General features: G+C 46.4%; 13 protein-coding genes. All 13 read left to right on the top strand.

Features of this window, described 5'->3' with window-relative positions; translation table 11 throughout:
- The first annotated feature begins 68 nt into the window (after positions 1-68).
- The 13 genes from MHI38_RS11820 (at position 69) to MHI38_RS11760 (ending at position 18,484) form a co-directional block, all read left to right on the top strand.
- Entirely contained in the window at positions 69-701 is a 633-nt protein-coding gene (locus tag MHI38_RS11820; RefSeq protein ID WP_154891750.1) for a TetR/AcrR family transcriptional regulator, read from the top strand.
- 146 nt (positions 702-847) lie between these two features.
- On the top strand, positions 848-1,708 hold the full coding sequence (locus MHI38_RS11815; RefSeq protein WP_090924945.1) for a transporter substrate-binding domain-containing protein: 861 nt from the start codon (positions 848-850) through the stop codon (positions 1,706-1,708).
- 31 nt (positions 1,709-1,739) lie between these two features.
- A complete protein-coding gene (locus MHI38_RS11810; RefSeq protein ID WP_123065900.1) occupies positions 1,740-2,384 on the top strand; it encodes an amino acid ABC transporter permease in 645 nt (214 codons plus the stop codon).
- A gap of 16 nt (positions 2,385-2,400) precedes the next feature.
- Complete coding sequence (locus MHI38_RS11805) at positions 2,401-3,147, top strand: amino acid ABC transporter ATP-binding protein (RefSeq protein WP_145405987.1); 747 nt, start codon at positions 2,401-2,403, stop codon at positions 3,145-3,147.
- Between the two features lie 75 nt (positions 3,148-3,222).
- Positions 3,223-3,645, top strand: coding sequence for an OsmC family protein (locus MHI38_RS11800; protein ID WP_154891749.1), 423 nt, complete (start codon positions 3,223-3,225; stop codon positions 3,643-3,645).
- Positions 3,646-3,935: 290 nt separating this feature from the next.
- The gene (locus MHI38_RS11795; RefSeq protein ID WP_154891770.1) at positions 3,936-5,726 is read left to right on the top strand and encodes a cache domain-containing sensor histidine kinase; all 1,791 of its coding nucleotides are present in this window, start codon (positions 3,936-3,938) and stop codon (positions 5,724-5,726) included.
- Entirely contained in the window at positions 5,719-7,308 is a 1,590-nt protein-coding gene (locus MHI38_RS11790; protein ID WP_186809836.1) for a response regulator transcription factor, read from the top strand. Before MHI38_RS11795 ends, MHI38_RS11790 begins: the two co-directional genes overlap by 8 nt.
- 149 nt (positions 7,309-7,457) lie before the next feature.
- Positions 7,458-10,454: a sugar-binding domain-containing protein gene (locus tag MHI38_RS11785; RefSeq protein WP_186809835.1), complete on the top strand. Its 2,997-nt coding sequence runs from the start codon at positions 7,458-7,460 to the stop codon at positions 10,452-10,454.
- Positions 10,455-10,752: 298 nt separating this feature from the next.
- Positions 10,753-11,736: an ABC transporter permease gene (locus MHI38_RS11780; protein ID WP_145334795.1), complete on the top strand. Its 984-nt coding sequence runs from the start codon at positions 10,753-10,755 to the stop codon at positions 11,734-11,736.
- A gap of 15 nt (positions 11,737-11,751) precedes the next feature.
- Entirely contained in the window at positions 11,752-12,654 is a 903-nt protein-coding gene (locus MHI38_RS11775; protein WP_090924952.1) for a carbohydrate ABC transporter permease, read from the top strand.
- 202 nt (positions 12,655-12,856) lie between these two features.
- On the top strand, positions 12,857-14,536 hold the full coding sequence (locus tag MHI38_RS11770) for an ABC transporter substrate-binding protein (RefSeq protein ID WP_341181271.1): 1,680 nt from the start codon (positions 12,857-12,859) through the stop codon (positions 14,534-14,536).
- Positions 14,537-14,931: 395 nt separating this feature from the next.
- On the top strand, positions 14,932-16,632 hold the full coding sequence (locus MHI38_RS11765) for an ABC transporter substrate-binding protein (protein WP_154891745.1): 1,701 nt from the start codon (positions 14,932-14,934) through the stop codon (positions 16,630-16,632).
- 166 nt (positions 16,633-16,798) lie between these two features.
- Positions 16,799-18,484 carry an extracellular solute-binding protein gene (locus tag MHI38_RS11760; RefSeq protein WP_154891769.1) on the top strand — a complete coding sequence of 562 codons (1,686 nt, stop codon included), beginning with the start codon at positions 16,799-16,801 and terminating at the stop codon, positions 18,482-18,484.
- Positions 18,485-18,762 lie beyond the last annotated feature (278 nt).

The following is an 18,762-nucleotide window of genomic DNA, read 5'->3' as shown; positions in this document are numbered from 1 at the left end:
ACAAAAACCTAGTTATCCAATAGGATATACATTAACTGACTGACTGATCAATCGGGAGGGTAAAAAGCATGGCCAAAGTTAACGGTTTGGGACCCGGAGAAGAACGAAGGGACCAAATTATTCGCATAGCGATGGAACGATTCGCAACTCAAGGGTACCATCAGACGAAAATCTCTGATATTGTTCGCGAAGCTGGAGTCGCTCAAGGCACCTTTTACTGGCACTTCAAGAGCAAGGAAGCCATTGCTTCCGAGATTTTGTTAACGGGCAGAGAACAACTACTTGAAGCAATCGGGCAGGGGTACCGGAAGGATGCCGGGTCGGTTGAAGATATGGTGAAGGCCTCGGAGAAGTTGTTTACCAATTTGTTCACCTTTGCTGCGCAGAACCGATATTTCATGGAGTTGTTGCTTAAGGGAATCGTGACCGAGGAATCCGTCCAGAGGCTAGTTGAAGAGACTCGTAATGCCGTGGAGACAGCATTCCGTCACAATATGGAGCGTGCCATTGAACTGGGGATGTTGCCAGCAGATATGAATGTACCCTTACGTGCGGCATTGCTTGTAAGCATGATCGAGGGCATGATCTCGCGCTGGTTATTCGGCTCAGACGCACTGCACAGCCGTTTCACGGAGATGAGTGCTACAGCGTTAGCAGCTGAAGCGGCGAGTTTTGAGTTTTACGGCCTGCTCGGTACATAATGTCGGCAAGGGCCGGGGCTTTATTTTTCAGGCAAAAGAGGCAGGAAGGATTCACATTTAACACACTTCTTCACATGATTAAGCCAGTCACAGGGAATAATGGAATCACCAAGAGAACATAAGATGAATGAGAGGAAGTTAACGTCATGAATAACACATATGGAACTAAAATTCGCAAAGGGTGGTCTATCACCGCGATTCTGCTCATGGTTGTGCTCGTACTGAGTGCTTGCGGTAGCAAACCCGCGGCGGAGAATGGCAATACAAACAATGCAGCACAGTCTGGTGGCAACGAACTGGAACAGATCAAATCAGCAGGTGTCATGAAAGTCGGCATGATGGGTACGTATCGTCCATACAACTTCCTGAATGACAAGAAAGAAATGGACGGATTTGATGCGGATATCGCACGTGAAGTAGCGAAGCGTCTCGGCGTTAAGGTTGAGTTTGTATCTCAGGAGTTCTCCGGTCTGACTCCAAGTCTGCAAGCGAAAAAGCTGGATGCGATTATCAGCCAAATGACGATTACGGATGATCGTAAAAAAGTGCTGGATTTCAGTGATCCGTACATCACCAACCAGGTCAAAATTATTGTCAAAGAAGACAACAACGATATTACGAAACTGGAAGATTTCAAAGGCAAAACAATCGGTGTAGGTTTGGGCACAAACGATGAAACGTACCTGCGCAACGAAGTGTTGCCCAAAGTCGGAGATTTTACAATCAAAACGTATGATGATGTGATCTCATCTCTGAAAGACCTGAACGCAGGACGGATCGATGCAACGATCAACAACCTGTATGCGTTGAAACCTATCGTAGATGCGAATGGATTCAAAATTAAAGCTGTTGGCGAAGCAATCAAGAGTGACCAGGCAGGTATCGCGGTGCGTAAGGACAACCCTGAACTTGTAGCGGCACTGAACGATGCACTGAAAGGCATGAAGGATGACGGCACGTACAATACCATTTTCAAAAAATGGTTTGGTGAAGAGCCTGCGCAATAATGAACCTGCAAGGCGAAGGGAAGTTTGATCCATGGAACTGATATTCGAAAATATCCCCTTCTTTTTGAAGGGGGCTTATTATACGCTTTATGTTACGGTGATCTCTATGTTTTTTGCCTTTATTATCGGGGTGCTTGTAGCCATTGCCAGGCTTAAAGGACCGATGTGGCTAAGATTGATCGCCAGATTTTATGTATCCATCATGCGGGGAACCCCGCTGCTGGTGCAATTATTCGTTATCTATTACGGGCTTGTGGACTACGGCGTAACTCTCGGGTCACTAACGGCCGCTTGTCTTGGTCTCAGTCTGAACGCGGGGGCTTTCCTGTCAGAAACGTTCCGCGGTGCGATTCAAGCTGTACCGAAAGGGCAAACGGAAGCGGCATACGCTACCGGTATGACTCCAGCACAGGCGATGAGACGGATCATTTTCCCGCAGGCTGTGCGCATTGCCATTCCACCGATGGGGAATACCTTTATCGGAATGCTCAAGGAAACATCGCTTGTTGCTGCAATTGGCGTTACCGAGCTGTTGCGGTCTGCGCAGCTTCTGGTTTCGCAGTATGCGCTCAACATGCCATTTTATCTGGCAATCGGCGTGATTTATTGGATTATGAGCATCGGTTTCTCGGCCATTCTGGAACAAGTGGAGCGCCGGCTGGCCCGGGCTTACTAAAGGGGGAGAGAACCGGGTGATTACTACAACTGGATTAACCAAACGTTTTCAAAATCATGAAGTGCTCACCAATATCGATATGCATGTAGATGCCAAGGATATTGTTGTCCTGCTGGGTCCCAGTGGCTCAGGCAAAAGTACACTGCTACGCTGTCTCAATGGACTGGAACAGTTGTCCGGCGGACAGATCGAAGTGAACGGCATTGTGGTAAACAGCGCAGATCCGCTGCGTGTGCAACGTGCCCGGGTGCTGGAGATTCGTCGCCAGACGGGTATGGTGTTCCAGCAGTTTAACCTGTATCCGCACAAGACGGTGCTTGGTAATGTTATGGAAGGTCTTGTGACGGTGAAAAAAATAAAGCGGGACGAAGCCGCCGAGCGCGGCCGGCTTTTGCTGGATCGTGTAGGGCTGTCGGATAAGCAGGATGCTTATCCTTCCCGTTTATCCGGTGGACAACAGCAACGCGTAGCCATTGCACGGGCACTGGCGATGGAGCCGGAAGTGATGCTGTTTGACGAACCGACCTCGGCCCTCGACCCCGAACTGGTTGGAGAGGTGCTGTCGGTGATGAAAGAGCTGGCGCAGGAAGGCATGACGATGCTGGTCGTGACACACGAGTTGAAATTTGCCCGGAACGTGGCGAACAAAATTGTCTTTATGGCAGACGGCTCCATTGTGGAGACAGCTAGCCCTGAAGCCTTTTTCGAACATCCGGAGCAAGAGCGTACACGCCAGTTCCTGCGGCAGATTACCGAATTTTAAACCACCCAGCGATGGGAAGGTTATTCTGTCATCGGAGTGTATGTGTAAACTAATTGTAGAAAGAAGGAAGACATCATGAACGTAACAACAGTATGGAAGGGAAAACGCGCGTTTACCTCCGAAGGACCGTCTGGGTATGCTGTAGGCATGGATGCCACAGCGGCATATGGCGGTGATAACCAAGGCGCTACGCCGATGGAATTGTTACTCGCTGGACTTGGTGGTTGTATGGGAATCGACATCACGATGATTCTGGATGCTTTTCTGGACAAGATCGATTCGATTGAGATTGAAGCACAAGGCACACGGAGCGAGGATATGCCCAAAGGTTTTACGTCCATTGACCTGATCTTCAAAGTGGACGGAGATATCCCGGATTACCGGATCTGGAAAGCCATCCAGATGGCTGAAGAGAAATACTGCGCCGTTTCCGCATCACTGAGCGCAGATATCCATCCGAAGCTGATCCTCAATGGCGTGAGCACACCTCGTCCATAAAAAGCTTTACTTTCACTTTAACTTAAGGTCAAGAACAACTTCAGATCTAATGATAAATCTAATGTTAGTTTGAATGAAAAGGCACTTCCAATCGCGGAAGTGTCTTTTTAGCATAGTCATATTTTATTGAATCCCATCGATGTATCCATAACAACTCAAGTCCATATCTCCACTTTAATGTCAAATCGAAGGCTGCAGTTATGTGGTATGATGGATGCGCAGGTGAGAGTGACCTGCTTCGGATGATCGCAAGTTGTAAGCGCTTATACAAGATGACGGAAGGTGCGGATATGTTAAAACGGCTGATTCGTATTACAAATGATCTCAAATTAAAGCATAAATTGCTCATTTCCTACGTGCTTGTTGTCATGGTTCCCGTCCTGATTATTGGTCTCGCAGTGACCAGTTATTTTCGTCAGCAAGCACTGGATAATGCCATTGGGCAAACGATCATCAATGTGGATAAAATTAAAAGCCAGACGGCAACGATGCTGCGCGTACCTACAGACATATCCAACTTGCTCATGTTTAACACCGATCTCAAGGAGATCGTGAATCGACAGTATACAAGTGTGGTGGAGCTGACCTCGGCTTACCTCGCATATAAAGATTTTCAAGAATACAGGCGGTTATATCGGGAAATTGCAGGTATACGTTTTTATTCGACGAACCCGACGTTGATCAACAATCTGGAATTTATTCCGGTCAATGAGCGAACCAAGCAGAGTTACTGGTACAAGGAAGCGCTGAAAACAACGAGCATCGGCTGGTTTTATATCCCTGGCAACGAAGACAATCCGGTTCACCGGCTCAGTCTGGTACGGAAGGTTCCTTTTGCCGAATATAAGACCGAAGGTGTGCTGATGATCGTAATCAATCAGGAAGAACTTAACGGTTTGTTGCGCCAAGAGCAGTTTGAGACATTGATTACCGATGAGCAGGGTTACGTTGTTGCAGCGAAAAATACCGACCTGGTCGGGAAAACGCTGGGTCAGCTTGATTTTGGCGTAGACCTCCAGAGTCAACCTAAGGGTACCATTGAAGCTGATTTTCAGGGGGAGCCCTCGAATATTGTCATTGATGAATTGGGGCCAGGATCAAGCTTTAACAAACTGAAGGTTATCTCGGTGTTTGCGACCAAAAATATCGTGAAAGATGCCAACCAGATTAGCCAGATCGGCATGATTTTTATTACCATGGTGCTGGTGATTGCGCTGTTGCTAGTGTACATTATTTCATTCCTCACTTCGAACCGGCTACTACGCCTCAGTAAACATCTGAACAAGCTGGCTCTTGGAGACTTGAACGTCACTTCGCGTATTGACGGGAACGATGAGATCGGGCAATTATCACGTCAGTTCAACTACATGGTGAAAAGTATTAACGAACTGATGACTCAGGTGGTCGAGACAACAGAGCAGAACAACCAATTGGAAATCGCCCAAAAAGAGATTAAACTGAAAATGATGGCCAGCCAGATTAATCCTCATTTTTTGTTTAACGCACTTGAATCGATTCGCATGAAGGCTCACATCAAGGGAGAAGCAGAGATTGCGAATATTGTCAGGTTGCTTGGCAAGCTGATGCGGAAAAGCCTGGAGATTGGCAGCGGCAAAACAACGTTTCGGGCAGAACTGGAAATGGTGCGTTCCTATCTGGAGATTCAAAAGTTTCGGTATGGGGACAGGTTAGCCTTTGAGATTCATCTGGACCCTGAGGTGGAGAGGATGTATATCCCGCCTTTGATTATTCAGCCGATTGTAGAAAACGCTATTGTGCATGGACTAGAGAACAAAGAAGGAACCGTGCGGGTGCATATTCTGATTTGTATGGTGGATCGTATGGTCACAGTACAAGTGAAAGATGATGGAGCGGGCATCACGCCGGAACGACTTGCAGAAGTGATGCAGTTTGTCAGCGGTCCTGAAGAAGAGGAGAAGAGCCGGATTGGCATGCGAAATGTGCATCAGCGTTTGACTTTGACGTATGGGGAAAATGCCGGGTTACAGATTAACAGTGTGTACGGGGAAGGAACAGAGGTTTCTTTCACCTTGCCAGCAGGAGGGAACCAGCATGTATAAAGTATTGTTGGTAGACGATGAACCAAGCATTCGCGAGGGATTGACCACGATTATCGATTGGGAAAAATACAGCTTCCAGGTCATGGCTACAGCCGGAAGCGGGCGCGAGGCCATCGCCTGTTTCAACGAAATCAAGCCGGACCTGACCATTATTGATATACGGATGCCAGGCATGACTGGCCTGGAAGTCATCGAAGAGATCCGCCAGCATGAACCTGACGCACATTTTTTGATTTTGAGCGGTTATGCTGACTTTGATTATGCCAAGAAAGCAATCAGCTTCGGCGTGGATGGTTATCTGCTGAAGCCTGTTGACGAAGAAGAGATCATCGCTGAACTGGAACGAATTGCGGAACAGCTTCATCAGGAACAGGAAACGCAGGCCCGCTACGCTGGCGAAGATACGGCATACAGAGAACATCAGATTGAAGCATTGTTATATGACTCTTTACAAGGTAAGGGGAGCAAGGAAGAGGACAGTCTTGGACTGCACTGGCCACAGTATCAAGTGATTTTGCTGGAGATTCATGCAACGCTAGACCTGCAACGGGGCAATGAGATGAAACGCAAACTGATTGAAGCATTCGACCAGAAGGATAAAGGTATCGTATTTTCATATCATTCCGGCTTGGGGTTATTGATCAAAGAAGCGGTTACTCAGAATACCTCATCACAGAATCTATATGATGAATTGCAAACATTACTCGCAGAGTGGAACATTCACATGTACGCTACCGCTGGAGAACCGGTACAGTCTACTACCGAGATTGCCAGATCATACACACAGGCGAGTAGCCTTATGGCAGAACGGTTCCTGTTCACAGAGCAACGGATCAAACGCTGGGATGAAGGGCGACTGTCTCCTTCAAGTGCGGAGAGTAACGGTATGGGAGCCCAGGCAGACGGCATTCAAGAGCCTGATGAAGTTGAGCTGGCGGACAAGCTGTATTATGCCTTGGACATTCGCAGCAGTGAATCTGTTATGCGTGTGCTTGGAGAGATGGAGGAGCGACTGATTCCGTATCATTGGACGGAGCAAGCAATCAAAACGGCATTTTCGCAGGTGTTCTCGCTCGCGTTCAATAAACTTGCTGCAGCGAATCAGCACATGCAAACCATTATGCAGGATCACTCTGTGCTGATTAATGAGGTATATCATCAGTTCACGATGGCTGATCTTAAAGCGATGGCAGCGGAACATTTGCATCGTCTGATTCAGCGTATGGGCGGAGGCAGTACAGATACCGTGATGAAACAGATGATTGAGTTCATTCAGCGTAATCCCGGTGAGAATCTGAAGCTGGAGGTTCTGGCCGAGGTGTTTAACTACAACAGCAGTTATCTGGGGAAATTGTTCAAGAACCACACGGGCGAATCTTTTAACGCCTTTCTGGATAAAGTTCGAATCGAGAAAGCGAAAGCCTTGCTTGACGAAGGATTAAAGGTGCATCAGGTGGCTTCAAGAGTCGGTTATGCCAATGTGGACTATTTTCACGGTAAATTCAAAAAATACGTAGGAGAATCTCCTTCGGCGTATAAACAATCCAGATCCCAATCACACGAGAGAAACGAATCACCATGACAATGAAGATGAATAACCGGCGGTGGTGCGGGAGTTCTTCATAATATAGTCCATGTACTTCCCCGAATAAGCAATGGTATGTCCAAGCTGTACACCGTAGACTGATTGTACAAAGTACAAGAGTCCAGATGAAGGGATGGCTGCAGGATATGAATCGTACTGATTTAACAACTGTACGTCACACGATCAATTTGAACGGAACATGGCATTTTCAATTAACTGAACTGAGTGGAGAACGAAGAGAGGGAGAGAATGCTGGGACATGCATTCCCCCGCACCGGGATGATGTCTTATGGAATACGATTCAAGTTCCGGGGTCATGGGAAGAGCAAGGATACGGGGAAGCGCCGGAGTACACCAGAATCGACACGTGGACAAAAATCCGAGAGTATGAGGGGGCAGCATGGTATGCGCAGGACATCTATATTCCCTCTGATCCACAGAACGGACACTATGTATTCAGACTGAAAGGTGTACGTTGGACATCAAGGCTGTGGTTTAATGGGAACGAAGCGGGAGAAAGGGATAGTCTGCTGACGGATCAGACGTGGGATGTGACCCCTTGGGTGAAGCCTGGCGAGATGAACCGTGTAGAGATTTGGGTGGATAACACGATGAAGCTTCCACTGGCAGGCAGCCATATTCATTCTTTGCATACCGCTACGGCTTGGGGAGGTATTACAGGAGGAGCCTATTTGGAGAGGCAACCCATGCAGCGGGTACATACGGTGCGTATTGAACCTGATCCTGCTAACGGAAAGATAGCAGTTCGGTACACGGTTATTAATCCAGCTGCAGACTCAGTCGCACCGTTGCAGCTTCTAATCGATATCCAGCATCCGGATGGCTCATGGCTAAAGCGCGAGTGTTTGGATATCAATTGTACTGGGAACAGTGCAAACACTGGAAGTGATGATGATTCCTTGAATAGCAGTGTTGAGAAGGGCTGGGTTACGGGGGTATGCCAGATTGCATTGGACTCCGAGAATGCGATTGCCATGTGGAGCGATGAGAATCCCCTCTTATATCGGGCGGTAGTTCAATTGCAGGCAGACGAACAGAAGCTTGACCAGGTGGAGCAGCGGTTTGGCATGCGTTCTTTTGCATCCAGTGGAAAACAACTTGTCCTGAACGGAACACCAGTGTTTTTGCGCGGGTATGTGGACTGTTGTATCTTTCCACTTATGGGATATCCCGTTTGGGATGCACAGTACTATGTGAAACAATTTCGCATAGCCAAGTCATATGGCTTCAACCATGTTCGTTTACACGGGTGGAGTCCACCGGAACCATTCTGGGAAGCTGCCGATGAAGAGGGCATGCTTGTACAGGCAGAGCTTCCCCATTGGTCACGTTTTTTTGAACAACGGGATATGCCTGCTCCAGTTGAAATACGGACGTATCTGACACAGGAGCTGGATCGGTTGCTGGAAGCATTGCATCGTCATCCTTCGTTTGTCCTGTTCTCGCTCGGCAATGAGTTAATTGGCGCTAACGGGCATCCAGAACTGAATGCGCTTATTTCAAGAGCGAGAGATACAGATCCGTCGAGGCTATATACAGATAACACAGGCTTTGGACACCTTCCAGCTCAAGGTAGAGAGACCGATTATTTCATTCAATCATTCAACTGGCATCCCCCGCTGGAATCTGTATTGGCGGCGGTACCCGATACTACGCTGGATTATCATGCGGTTACACGGCTTGCATCACATCCGGTGATCGGGCATGAACATGCGCAATTTACGATGTATGTACGTCCGCAGGAACGAGAGAAGTATACAGGTGTCCTTCGTCCTACATGGTTAGAACCTGTCGAAGAGTCGCTTACACGTAAAGGCATGATGGCAAAGCTGGAACAATACCAGCAGGCAACGGGTATACATCTGATGCGATCTCTTAAAGAAGCAATGGAGCGAGTAAGACGTACGCCAGATGCTGCGGGCATCCAGCTGCTGGATATCCGTGATTTCCCGGGACAGGGACACGCCACCACGGGTTTTCTGGATGTCTTTTGGGAAGATAAAGGGATAACCACACCGAAAGAAGTAAAACAATTCAATGCTGAGGTAGTCATCCTTCTTGGCTCCAGAGAGCGGACATACTATGCTGGAGAACCGATTGAAATCGAAGTGCGTGTATCCCACTTTGGCAAAAGGGTGTTAAAAAATGCTTCCATTCACTGGAGAATGGTTACGGTTACGGACGAACGGATGCTGGCTGAAGGAGAATGGAGCTGCGGAGATATGCCGTGCGGTGTAGTAACATCTCTCGGGAGTATAATGGTTAACTCTCAGGCCGAAGGTGTAGTTGCGTTTCGAGTGGAGGCTGAGCTACGTTGCGACCATGTGAATGATCCGCTGCAATCCACCGTGTACTCTTCCCATCGTTTAGCAACCGTTACGATAGCCCGGAATCAGTGGCATGGTTGGTCTTTCCCACAGATGAAGATGCAAAACGAACGTTATGGAGAGATGAAACGCATCTGGAATACGGTAAAAGAACTACAGCCCCTACTCGCTGATTCTTATCATGATGCTGTAGATCATGTGAATGGCTTCCGATGGTTAAAGGAAAATCAGCATGACCTGTTGATCGTGAAGTCCTTAACCTCCAATGTACTGGATCTTCTCTTGAATGGTGGAAGAGTTTGGCTTATGCCGGGTGCAACGGATCTGTATGATCCAGTGGAAACGAAGTACCTGCCGGTGTTCTGGAATTATCTCATGTTTGCCACCCAGCCGGGGGCTACGATGGGTATGTATATGGAGAAAGAAACAGCTCTTCTCGGAGCTTTTCCGCAGGATGGAGCTTCGGACTGGCATTGGTATCATCTTGTGAATGATACGCCGGCCATATGCCTGGATACCATGCAGGGGGCTACACCGCTGATCGAGGTGGTAGATCATTTTCACCGGGCGAAACGGCTCGCTTATGCTTTTGAGGCTAGAGCAGGGAAGGGGCGTATCCTGGTATCCTCTTTTCCTTTTACCGACAGCGCCTTGATGAAGCGTCCGGAAGCTGCGTTTCTTTTTCAAGAGATGTTGTCTTATGCCCGCGGAGAGCAGTTTCATCCGGAAAGCTCCGTTACAGCCGCCGAGTTGCTAGGAGTATTCAAACTTCAACCTATTCAATTCACATTGTGATAAGACACGAATCAAGACACTAAAGGGACCTAACCAGGTCTCTTTTTTGATGTATAAAATGTAAAGTAAACGATTTCCGAAAAACGTTTTCGTATTTTAGTTAAAAAAGTTATTTTTTACTTCATATAGATTTTGTGACACTAATAAGTATTTAATATCTCTAATTTTAACGGATAAATGTCTGATTCTAGAGGGGGATATCTAATTTTTATATGATTTTCTCTAAAATCCAGATGGTATTTTGAAAACGCTCTATCGATTATGATTATTTTATAAAAACAGAGGAGGGGGAACGGAGATGGAAACGCTAACAAAGAAATCCGCTTCCGCGAAAAGAGGCAGTGACTCCCAGCCGCCATTGAAGCCAAGGCGTAACGGAGTTTGGGACAGAATGAAACAGCAGAAGTATCTTTATCTTATGTCATTGCCATTCGTCGCTTGGGTATTTGTATTTAACTATCTTCCGCTGTGGGGATGGACGATGGCTTTTCAAAACTATAAACCAGCCAGGTCGTTTGGTGAACAGGACTGGGTTGGTTTTAAACACTTTGTAGAATTGTTCAGTGATGACAGGTTCTATCTGGTGCTTCGAAATACACTTGCGATGAGTTTGATGGGACTGGTTGTCGGTTTTATCGTGCCGATTTTCTTCGCGATCCTCCTGAACGAAATGAAAGGCATGTTCTTCAAACGGGCTGTACAGACCGTATCGTACCTGCCTCACTTTGTATCCTGGGTCGTTGTTGCGGGGATTATTACCAAGATGCTGTCCACGGATGGAGGCATTATCAATGACCTGCTCATCGGTCTCAATATTATTGATCAGCCGATTCAGTTTATGGCCAAGGGAAATCTGTTCTGGTACATTGTAACCGCTTCAGATATGTGGAAGGAAACGGGCTGGAATGCGATCATCTATCTGGCGGCCATCACTGGTATTGACCAAGAACTGTATGAAGCATCCCGTGTAGACGGTGCAAACCGTTTTAGACAGATGTGGCATATCACACTGCCAGGTATCCGGACGACGATTTCTGTATTGTTCATCATGTCCATCGGACATCTGATCAGCATCGGTTTTGAGAAACAATTTTTGCTACAGAACAGTCTGGTCCTGGATTACTCCGAAGTCCTTGATCTCTATGCACTCAATTACGGTTTGAATATGGGCCGATTCTCGTACGGTACAGCGATAGGTATCTTCAACTCTGTTGTCAGTATCATTCTGTTGTTTACGGCCAACGGTTTGTTCAAAAAATTCACCAAAGAAAGCATCATGTAGGGAGGGGGAGACATTATGGCGAACAAAACATTCAATGCCACACGGGGCGATAAAGTGTTCGATATATTTAATATCCTCGCGATGACCATGGTGCTGATTGTAACACTCTATCCATTTCTTAACGTACTGGCGATCTCACTGAACAACTCAGCAGATACAGTACGCGGCGGAATTTACTTATGGCCTCGTGAATTTACATTACAGAACTATCAGACGATCTTCCAGTATGAAGGTCTGCTCCAGGGCTTGAAAATCTCCATTATGCGTACGCTTGTAGGTACACTGCTTGGACTGATCAGTTCATCCATGATCGCCTTTACGCTAAGCAGACCTGACTTCGGTCTTCGGAAATTTGTATCTACAACACTGGCGCTGACGATGTATTTCTCGGGTGGTCTGATTCCGGTATATATCCTGATGCGTGATCTGAACCTGATCGGTACATTCTGGGTATACGTATTGCCTGGTATGATCAGTGCCTGGAACGTATTTATCATCCGTTCATTCATTGACGGGTTGCCCTATGCCTTGCAGGAATCAGCGAAGCTGGACGGCGCGAATGATTTCAAAATCTATTACCGGATCATTCTACCGCTGTGTAAGCCGGTACTCGCAACGATTGCTTTGTTTCTGGCAGTAGGTCAGTGGAATGCGTGGTTCGATACGTATCTGTATAACGGCTCAAAAGCACATCTGACGACGTTGCAATACGAGTTGATGAAAGTACTGCAAAGTACACAACAAGGTTCGGGAGCCGGAAGAAATGCGAATGATATGGCACAGCAAATGACGCAAATCTCTCCAGAGTCGATCAAAATGGCGATTACAATCGTCGTTACCGTTCCAATTTTGATTGTGTATCCATTCCTGCAAAAGTATTTTGTTGGCGGAATGACGCTTGGAGCGGTAAAAGCATAGACCTGTGATCCGATGTAAAGACTGGCTTAATAATGGATTGTACACCTATAATAAAGTACTTATACAAGAAGCTCGGGATATCCGAACTGCTGCCGTAACGGCTTGATTTTCAGCTACTGCGGCAGAGGATACTCATGAAGCTATAGAGAGGAACAGAACAGTTCCGTATAAGACAGACGTATGAATAGGGAGGATTACCATTATGTCCAGTTTCAAAATGAAGGTCGCACTGGCGCCTGTTCTGGCTTTACTTGTGCTTACAGCCTGTGATGGAGGCGTTGGCGGTAAAACGTCACTTACGAATACGAGCGGAGCGCCATCTCCACTTACGTTCGATTTTTTCAGTGTTGATCCGAGTCCGAACTGGAATGGCATGAAGGATGAAGTGGGCAAGGTCATTACAGCTAAAACAGGCATCACCCTGAACGGTGAATTTGCCGTTAGCGGGGGACAGGATAGGATTTCATTAATGGCAGCAAGCCGAGACTATCCAGATATCGTTTCTCCCAAGGGGGAACTTAGCAAGCTGGTTGATGCTGGAGCGATGCTCGACCTGACAGACCTGATTGAACAACACGCTCCCAACCTGAAGAAGCTATATGGTAATTCCATGAATCGGTTGAAATATAGCAACGAGGATCAGTCTATTTATGTATTGCCGACGTATTATGCGGTGGATCAGAAGTATTTTGACGCCGGCGGTGGATTCGGTATTCAGCATCGTGTGCTCAAAGAGCTGGGATACCCCAAGGTTCGTACACTCCAGGATTATGAAAATATATTGCGAGCTTACAGCGAAAAACACCCCATGACGGATGGTCAGCCGACCATTCCGTTAACGCTGGATGCTGACAACTGGAGAATCATGATCACCGTTACGAATCCTGCGTTTCTGGCGACAGGCGCGCCGGATGACGGCGAATACTACATTGATCCGATTACCTATGAAGCGAAGCTACATTATAAGCGCCCAGAGGAAAAGGAGTACTTCCGATGGTTGAACCATATGTATAACGAAGGTTTGCTGGATCAGGAAAGCTTTGTACAAAAGTCAGATCAGTATAAATCCAAGATTGCGAGTGGACGCGTACTGGGCCTGATCGATCAGGATTGGGGATATGCCGACGCTGAGGACGCATTGAAATCGGCGGGCAGAGCGGAGGCAACCTATTCACATTTTCCGGTGACGTTGTCCGAAGACATGAAGGATCATTCTTTTCAAGACACGGGATTTGTATCAGGCTGGGGAATTGGTATAACGACTTCTAACCCTGATCCGGTGCGTACCATCAAGTTCTTTGATTATTTGGCTTCCGAGGAGGGTCAGATCTTGATGAACTGGGGCATTCAAGGCAAGCACTACGAAATCAAGGATGGCAAACGTGTAATTCCCGCAGAAGTCCAGGATCAAAAAACAAACCATGCTTCTGCTTTCCAGAGAGAGTCTGGCATTGGACTATATAAAAATATGTCTGGACGTTACGGGGATGGTGTAAAAGACTCGACTGATAATTATTATACGACGAATTTTCCTGAGCAAATTCAGGCTTCATATACCCAGGCGGAGAAAGAGACCCTACGGGCATATGGTGCATCCACTTGGAAGGACCTGTTTCCAAAGGAAGAGGAATTCCCGGTTAAACCTTGGGGAGCAGCTTATAACATGCCTACACCCGGAGACTCGGATTATAATGTCATTTTCCAGAAAACACAGGATATCATTCGCAAACGGATTCCCAAAGCTGTTTTAAGTTCGCCGGATCAATTTGATGCCATTTATGATGGCTTGATCGTTGAACTAAACCAGGCAGGAGCAGAAAAAATGGAAAAACAATATACCATTTTAATTCAAAATCGCGTTCGTTTGTGGAACGCTGATTAGTGTTGGAGTAGTACAGACTTGTCTGTTTCAAAAATGGAAACAAACCCGGAATATCGGGTTTGTTTTATACAGAAAACGTTTTAGTGAAACCGTTTTAGGTTTTTAAAATTAGCTATTGACAAGGGAATTCTTAGATATTATGATTCAACTGTGAAAGCACTTACAAAAACTTGTACGCTGTTGGATAGACTCAAACGTTAGTACTAAATTGAGTGAACGTGTGATTCATCAAAGCTCAGCTAGGTCAGATTCTCATCCCCACAGACGGGGGGAAAGTAAGCGCTTTTAATGTCACCTGAATCTGAGAAAGCATTTGATTCACCCGGATATGGTATGAGCAGGCGTGTCCTGTTGTACAAATACACAGCTTCATTTTATCCAAAGGGGGATTATACATGAAGGGCAGAACACCAAAAACATTTGCAATGCTTTTGTTAGCGAGCGCTCTTGCGATCACAGCAGGATGCGGAACTAGCGGAGGGAAATCAGCTGAAGAAAAACCGGTGGATACGGGGGATACAACCACGCCAATCACCTTTACATTCTTCGGAGCCGATGCAAGTCCGAACTGGAATAACATGAAGGATGCTGTTGGGCAAGAGATTACGAAGGCAACCGGTGTTACGCTTGAAGCTGAGTTTGACGTGAATAACGGTGGAGACCAGAAAATTCCGCTGATGGCTGCTAGTGGTGATTACCCTGATATTATCTATCCTAAAGGAAACCTGTCGAAGCTGGTGGATGCAGGTGCCATGCTTGATCTAACCGACCTGATTGAGGAACATGCACCTAACCTGAAAAAAATCTATGGTGACCAGATGAACCGTCTAAAATATAGCAATGAAGATCAGAAAATTTATACGATTCCAACGAATATGGGTGTAGGTAACGTCGCATTCGATGCTACCGGCGGATTCGAGATTCAGCAGAAAGTGTTGAAAGAGCTGGGTTATCCCGAAGTGAAAACCCTTGAAGATTATGAAAACGTGCTACGCACTTATTATGAGAAACATCCAACCATTGATGGTCAGCCTACGATTCCGCTCACGCTGAATGCGGATGACTGGAAGATTATGATTACGGTTACAAACCCGGCCTTTCAAGCAACGGGTGGACCAGACGATGGTGAATATTATATTGATCCAGAGACGTATGAAGCAAAGCTGCACTACAAACGTCCAGAGGAAAAGGAATACTTCCGCTGGCTGAACAAAATGTACAACGAAGGTCTTTTGGATAAAGATACGTTTGTTCAGAAGGATGACCAGTATAAGTCCAAAATCGCCAGTGGCCGCGTACTGGGTCTGATCGACCAGGAGTGGAACTATGGCGAGGCTGAGAATGCGCTCAAATCCAAAAACAACGGCGAGAGCACATATGCTCACTTCTCCGTGTCCCTGAACAAAGACATCGTAGATCATACGTTCCAGCCAACCGGTTTTGACGGTTACGGCATTGGTATTACAACGTCTGCGAAAGATCCGGTTCGTATCATCAAGTTTATGGATTGGCTTGCTTCTGACGAAGGCCAGGTGCTCCGGTACTGGGGTGTTGAGAACCAGCACTACAAAGTAGAGAATGGAAAACGCATCGTACCAGATGATGTGCAGGATCGTAAAACTAACGATAACTCCGCGTTCACAAAAGAGTCTGGAGTCGGAATGTATAACATCTTTAGTGCCAGATATGGTGACGGTATGAAAGATTCCACAGATAACTACTACACAACGAACTTCCCTGAACAGATTCAGGCTGGATATACGGCAGCTGAGAAAGAAACGTTGAAAGCGTATGGCATTACAACATGGAAAGATTTCTTCCCATCTGAGGATAAGTTGAAACTAAAGGATTGGGGTGCAGCATATAACATGCCGGTGCCTTCCGATACCGAATACAACGTGACTTTCCAGAAAACACAGGATATCATCCGCAAACGTATTCCAGAAGCGATCTTGGCGAAACCGGATCAATTCGACAGTGTGTATGACGGGCTGCTGGCTGAACTGGATAAAGCAGGCGCAGTGGAGATGGAAAAACAATATACCGTCTGGATCAAGGATCGTGTATCCCTCTGGACAGGTAAAGATGTGAAATAAGTTTTAGCATGACAAATGCATTGAAGGAAAATTTTAATTATATTTTTCAAGATTAAGCAGCTTGGCTCAAATAAGAAGTGGTATTCACAGGCACCAAGCCTGTTATACAGATAAAACCTTCATAAATAGGGGAGATAGACAAATGAGAGGCAAAATGAAAGGCAGAATGACAGGTAAGACACCCAAGACGTTTGCGATGTTAATGTTGGCTAGTGCAATGTTGGTTACAGCTGGATGCGGTAACTCCGGTAGCAAAGAGACTACCGAATCCAGTGGTACCGACCCGATTACGATCTCGTTCTTTGGCGCAGATCCAAGTCCAACCTGGAACAACATGCAGGATGCCGTTGGTAAAGAGATCACGAAGCAAACCGGCGTTACGATTGAGGCTGAGTATGATGTCAACAATGGCGGTGACCAGAAGGTTGCGCTGATGGCAGCAAGCGGCGACTATCCAGACATGATTTTCCCAAAAGGAAACTTATCGAAGCTGGTGGATGCAGGTGCAATGATTGACCTCACCGATCTGATCGAGGAGCATGCTCCTAACCTGAAAAAAATCTATGGTGATCAGATGAATCGTCTGAAATACAGCACCGAAGATCAGGCGATCTATACCATCCCGACCAACATGGGGGTAGACAACGTTGTTTTTGACGCTACAGGCGGATTCGAAATCCAGCAAAAGGTATTGAAAGAACTGGGTTACCCTGAAGTAAAAACACTTGAAGATTATGAAAATGTACTACGTGCCTATTATGAAAAACATCCTACCATCGACGGACAGCCAACGATTCCACTGACGCTGAATGCCGATGACTGGAAAATCATGATCACGGTTACGAATCCGGCCTTCCAGGCAACGGGTGCACCGGATGATGGAGAGTATTACATCAATCCTGAGACATATGAAGCGATGCTTCATTACAAACGTCCAGAGGAGAAAGAGTACTTCCGTTGGTTGAACAAAATGTACAACGAAGGTCTCTTGGACAAAGATACATTTGTGCAAAAGGATGACCAGTACAAGTCCAAAATCGCTAGCGGCCGTGTTCTGGGTCTGATTGATCAGGAGTGGAACTATGGTGAAGCCGAGAATGCGCTCAAGTCCGCAGGTAAGGATGACAGCACGTATGCTCACTTCTCCGTCTCGCTGAACAAGGACATCGTAGACCACACGTTCCAGCCGACCGGCTTTGACGGTTACGGTATCGGAATCACGACGTCTGCCAGAGATCCGGTTCGCATCATCAAGTTTATGGATTGGCTGGCATCCGATGAAGGTCAAGTCCTGAGAAACTGGGGCATTGAAAATGAGCATTACAAAGTAGAGGATGGCAAACGTGTCGTTCCACAAGATATTCAGGATCGCAAAGTAAACGATAACTCCGCATTCACCAAAGAAACAGGTATTGGCATGTACAACATTTTCAGTGCCAGATACGGTGATGGTGTGAAGGATGCAACGGACAATTATTACACGACCAACTTCCCTGAGCAGATTCAGGCTGGATACACAGCGGCTGAGAAGGAAACGTTGAAAGCTTATGGTATTAATACGTGGAAGGATTTCTATCCTGCTGAAGATGATCTGAAGCTGAAAGAGTGGGGGGCAGCGTACAATATGCCCGTACCTTCCGGTACAGATTACAGTGTAAAATTCCAGAAAACACAGGATATCGTGCGCAAACGTATTCCGGAAGCTGTTCTGACTTCACCAGCGAACTTCGATGCAACCTATGATGCATTCCTTGCTGAACTGGATAAAGCCGGTGCAGTAGAAATGGAGAAACAATACACGGAATGGATCAAAGATCGTGTATCCCTGTGGACGGGTAAAGACATTAAATAATAAGAGTTCATCTTTATACCAGTTTCGAATTGGAGTAATAGGAAAAGGCCCTCATTGTGAGGGCTTTTTTCTGTAGTAGTATCTTTTGAGAATTCTGTAACGAGAAGCATTGACGACATTTTTGAAATCGCATATAATCCTCTTATTGTAAGCACTTCCAGTCAACATAATGGATGAATTTTAAGTTTTGCATGTTTACACCATTAAAACTTTTTTATTTTCGCATTTCCGAAAACGTTTTAGGAAACTAGTTTCGCTAACTCCCTATATCAAAAAAA

Source organism: Paenibacillus sp. FSL K6-1558, assembly GCF_038002565.1.
Lineage (GTDB): Bacteria > Bacillota > Bacilli > Paenibacillales > Paenibacillaceae > Paenibacillus > Paenibacillus polysaccharolyticus.
This window is presented reverse-complemented; position numbering and strand designations above follow the sequence as displayed.

What these genes read in the sequence shown, in the direction of transcription:
- MHI38_RS11795 (WP_154891770.1), top strand. Translation starts at nt 3,936, where the DNA reads ATGTTAAAACGGCTGATTCGTATTACAAATGATCTCAAATTAAAGCAT.
- MHI38_RS11775 (WP_090924952.1), top strand. Translation starts at nt 11,752, where the DNA reads ATGGCGAACAAAACATTCAATGCCACACGGGGCGATAAAGTGTTCGAT.
- MHI38_RS11780 (WP_145334795.1), top strand. Translation starts at nt 10,753, where the DNA reads ATGGAAACGCTAACAAAGAAATCCGCTTCCGCGAAAAGAGGCAGTGAC.
- MHI38_RS11770 (WP_341181271.1), top strand. Translation starts at nt 12,857, where the DNA reads ATGTCCAGTTTCAAAATGAAGGTCGCACTGGCGCCTGTTCTGGCTTTA.
- MHI38_RS11820 (WP_154891750.1), top strand. Translation starts at nt 69, where the DNA reads ATGGCCAAAGTTAACGGTTTGGGACCCGGAGAAGAACGAAGGGACCAA.
- MHI38_RS11765 (WP_154891745.1), top strand. Translation starts at nt 14,932, where the DNA reads ATGAAGGGCAGAACACCAAAAACATTTGCAATGCTTTTGTTAGCGAGC.
- MHI38_RS11815 (WP_090924945.1), top strand. Translation starts at nt 848, where the DNA reads ATGAATAACACATATGGAACTAAAATTCGCAAAGGGTGGTCTATCACC.
- MHI38_RS11790 (WP_186809836.1), top strand. Translation starts at nt 5,719, where the DNA reads ATGTATAAAGTATTGTTGGTAGACGATGAACCAAGCATTCGCGAGGGA.
- MHI38_RS11810 (WP_123065900.1), top strand. Translation starts at nt 1,740, where the DNA reads ATGGAACTGATATTCGAAAATATCCCCTTCTTTTTGAAGGGGGCTTAT.
- MHI38_RS11785 (WP_186809835.1), top strand. Translation starts at nt 7,458, where the DNA reads ATGAATCGTACTGATTTAACAACTGTACGTCACACGATCAATTTGAAC.
- MHI38_RS11800 (WP_154891749.1), top strand. Translation starts at nt 3,223, where the DNA reads ATGAACGTAACAACAGTATGGAAGGGAAAACGCGCGTTTACCTCCGAA.
- MHI38_RS11760 (WP_154891769.1), top strand. Translation starts at nt 16,799, where the DNA reads ATGACAGGTAAGACACCCAAGACGTTTGCGATGTTAATGTTGGCTAGT.